At 63.9% G+C, this 3,185-nt stretch carries 5 protein-coding genes; 4 read left to right on the top strand and 1 reads right to left on the bottom strand.

Going from position 1 to position 3,185, the window contains the following annotated elements; genetic code table 11:
* Positions 1–446: 446 nt before the first annotated feature.
* The 4 genes from EOA28_RS30305 (at position 447) to EOA28_RS30320 (ending at position 2,477) form a co-directional block, all read left to right on the top strand.
* Positions 447–1,016 (top strand): rod-binding protein, encoded by a 570-nt coding sequence (locus tag EOA28_RS30305; protein ID WP_245463361.1) that lies wholly within the window; start codon positions 447–449, stop codon positions 1,014–1,016.
* 8 nt (positions 1,017–1,024) lie between these two features.
* Positions 1,025–1,444 (top strand): hypothetical protein, encoded by a 420-nt coding sequence (locus EOA28_RS30310; protein WP_126081498.1) that lies wholly within the window; start codon positions 1,025–1,027, stop codon positions 1,442–1,444.
* A 31-nt stretch (positions 1,445–1,475) separates the two neighbouring features.
* Positions 1,476–2,006 (top strand): hypothetical protein, encoded by a 531-nt coding sequence (locus EOA28_RS30315; RefSeq protein WP_126081497.1) that lies wholly within the window; start codon positions 1,476–1,478, stop codon positions 2,004–2,006.
* A 186-nt stretch (positions 2,007–2,192) separates the two neighbouring features.
* Entirely contained in the window at positions 2,193–2,477 is a 285-nt protein-coding gene (locus EOA28_RS30320) for an SCP2 sterol-binding domain-containing protein (protein ID WP_126081496.1), read from the top strand.
* Between the two features lie 59 nt (positions 2,478–2,536).
* Here EOA28_RS30320 and EOA28_RS30325 read toward each other — a convergent pair whose 3' ends face one another.
* Complete coding sequence (locus EOA28_RS30325; RefSeq protein WP_245463442.1) at positions 2,537–3,061, bottom strand: N-acetyltransferase; 525 nt, start codon at positions 3,059–3,061, stop codon at positions 2,537–2,539.
* Between the last annotated feature and the right edge of the window lie 124 nt (positions 3,062–3,185).

Genomic DNA, 3,185 nt, shown 5'->3' on the forward strand with positions numbered 1-3,185 from the left:
TCGCTTCGATGGAAAGGCACATGCGACTTGCCGATTTCCCGGAGACGGTCGGCACATGGCTCGGCATGGGCACGGACGCCGGCTTCTCCCAGGCGGAGGAGATTTTCATGATGCCTAACGAAATGGGTAGGGTGTTTCGATTCTCAAATTGAGTCTGAGCCGAGAATAGCCGCCGTCATCTTCGGCACGACCACACAGAGCTAGGCGACTATTTTGGACGAGATGCGCCGAGCTACCGATCAAAACCTCGAATTCGTCTTGTAAACAGACCGTCGGCTTGCGGCCCCAAAGGCGACATCAGCAGAACATCGCGTGGGGAATGCCACTCGAAGCGCGAGCAGACAACCGATCCAACATCGGCATTCCGTCGCCCTTTTTCCCGCAAGCCTGCCACAAGCTTGTTCAGTCATGTTGCGGATAACAAAACCGGCAAAGGGCGGACTTTCTTGGCCATTTCCCCACCCAGCGACATCGTCATGGACGTTGCCCGCGCAGCGGAGCCGGCCGATGTCGAAGCCGCGCGCGCGGCGCTCGCAAGAAGGGCGAATGGCACTTCGGCACCGTTCTCTGTCGATCAGTCCGCCACGGTCGATGCCGGCTCCGTGCTCTCGCGCGCCACTGCCGACAAGGTGGAAGCCGCCAATCCCGCGAAGAAGTTCCAGCGCTTCGAGGCGATGGTGCTGACGACCTTCATCCAGAACATGATGCCCAAGGACGCGGAGGGCGTTTACGGCAAGGGCCTGGCCGGCGACATGTGGAAGTCGCAGCTCGCCGAGAAGGTAGCCGATGTCATGGCCGCGCATGGGGGCATCGGCATCGCCCGATCCATGCTTGCCGACCATTATCTGGATGGCAAGCGCAAGGTGCCGGTCGGCCCCGTTGCCGGCGGACCGCAGAAAACCGAGATAGACCAGCAAACCAGGCTTTCGACCTCGATGGTCGAGGAGCTTGAGCGCAAGGCCGCACGGTCGATGACCGGCGACGACACAACCATAAAAATGGACATCAATATCTAGGGACCTACATGGCCGACCAGACGGACCTTTACAACCTTCCCGCTCGCGCCAATGCATCGGACGCGCCTGCCGCCGCACGACCCGGCAACCTCGCCGCCATCATCGGCCGCATCGAGGAAGTCGTGGACGAGGAGACAGCCGGCATCCGCAGTGGAACGGCCTATGACCTCAAGGCCTCGAACGCGCGCAAGAGCCGGTATCTTTACGAGCTCAACCGGGCGCTCAAGGGCGCCAACGAGATCGAGTTCCTCGAGCAGCATCGCGAGGGCCTTTTGCGGCTGCGCCAGAAGCTGGCCAAGAACGAAGCGGCGATCCTTGCCCATCTCAACGCCGTCAACGAGGTCGCCACGCTTCTGAGGAACGCCATCCAGCGCGCCGATACGGACGGCACCTATTCGGCCGCCGAGTTCGGCATGGCCCGAGCCTGATGGAGATGATCTGGGCGCAAGGAAAGACCCGGTGATAAAGTTTGTCGCCGCCGCGCTGTGGATTTGCGCCGTGACGCTGGGCGCGGTCTTCTATTCCTTCCAGGCGGCCAGCCAACGCGGCGCGGCCGAACCGCCGAAGCCGATGCTGGGCGGCCTCGACTACGTCAAGACCGACATGATCTCGGTGCCGCTGCTGCGCGATGGCACGATCGACGGCTATTTCCTCACCAAGCTCGTCTACACGATCGAGCCGGAGCAGATGAAGAAGCTGTCGGTGCCGGCGCAGGCGTTGATGACCGACCAAGTCTATTCCTATCTCTATTCCAATCCGCAGATCGATTTCACGAAGAAGGAATCGATCGATCTCGACGCCTTCCGCAAGTCGATCCGCGATACCATCAACACCCGCATTGGCGTCGAGCTGGTGCACGACGTGCTGATCGACCAGGTCAACTTCCTCTCCAAGGACGATATCCGGGACAACGCGCTGCGCCGTCGCAGGGGCGCCGGGGAAACCGCGGCGGCAATGACCAAGGCGTTCAAGGCCGCGCCGGAGCATTGATCGCCCGGCACGGATGCCTAGCCGCGCTTACCCCTGTTGCGACATGACGCATGGTGACCGCGTTGACGTTTACGTCAACTCGAAGCTATATGCGCGGTGACAGGCGACCGCGCAGGCGCGGCGCATCTACCTCGCCCAGCGGCCAAGCGCCGGTGCGCGTCAACGCAACCAACGAGGAGAACAGCCATGGGCGTTCAGGAGATTGCCGACAAGATCAGGTCGCGCGTGGCAAGCGCGGGCTTCGAGCATTCGGTCAAGTTCGACACCGGCGGCGACGGCGTCATCGTCATCGACGGTGCGACCGTCTCGACCACCGATGCGCCGACCGACTGCACCGTGAAGCTGTCGCTCGACGATCTGGATTCGCTGATCGCCGGCGACCTCAACCCTACCATGGCCTTCATGGCCGGCAAGCTAAAGGTCGAAGGCGACATGACGGTCGCCATGGCGCTCAGCCAGCTGCTCGGCTGATCGTTCGCAAGAAACAAGGCCGCCCATCGGGCGGCCTTGTTTCTGTCGAATAGTAGGCGTCAGGCGACAAAGCCCGGCGCCTGCCCCTTGATCTTGCGGCCGGCGGCCTTGATCGTGCCCTTGACGCCATCCAGCGTGCCGTCCTTCAGCTCCAATGCCAGAAGCCGGTGCCGCTCGTAGGGGCCAGGCATGGCAAGCGTTCCGGTGCGGTCGGCCGAGAAGCCGAACCGTCCGTAATAGGGCGCATCGCCGACGAGCAGGATCGCGCCATGGCCGAGCCGCGCGGCCTCGGCGATCGCATGCCGCATCAGCGCCGAGCCGATGCCGCCGCTCTTCAAGCCAGGCTCGACCGCCAGCGGGCCAAGCAGAAGCGCTGCCGGACCGCCCTCGCCCAGCCTCACATCCCAAAGCCGCACCGTGCCGACGACCACGCCCGACGCATCGCGGGCGACGAAGGCCAGTCCCTCCGAGGGCCGGCGGCCGCGCCGCAGCTTTTCGGACGACTTCTTCTTGCGCTTCGGCCCCATGGCGCGGTCGAGCAGCGCTTCGCGCGCCGTGGTGTCGGCCGCGCTTTCGCCGACGATGACGAAGGCAGGCGCCTCGACGGCCCCCTCGTCCGGCGCGCCGCGCGAGCCAGCCTGTGCCCGCAGGGCAAGGGAGGGCGCCAGCGCATTTTCAGGCGAAGTGGAAACCGGTTCGCCGTAAGAA

It is taken from the genome of Mesorhizobium sp. M2A.F.Ca.ET.067.02.1.1, from assembly GCF_004023285.1.
In the GTDB taxonomy this organism is placed as follows: domain Bacteria; phylum Pseudomonadota; class Alphaproteobacteria; order Rhizobiales; family Rhizobiaceae; genus Mesorhizobium.

Coding starts and splice junctions, on each gene's coding strand:
- EOA28_RS30310 (WP_126081498.1), top strand. CDS start 1,025: ATGGCCGACCAGACGGACCTTTACAACCTTCCCGCTCGCGCCAATGCA.
- EOA28_RS30320 (WP_126081496.1), top strand. CDS start 2,193: ATGGGCGTTCAGGAGATTGCCGACAAGATCAGGTCGCGCGTGGCAAGC.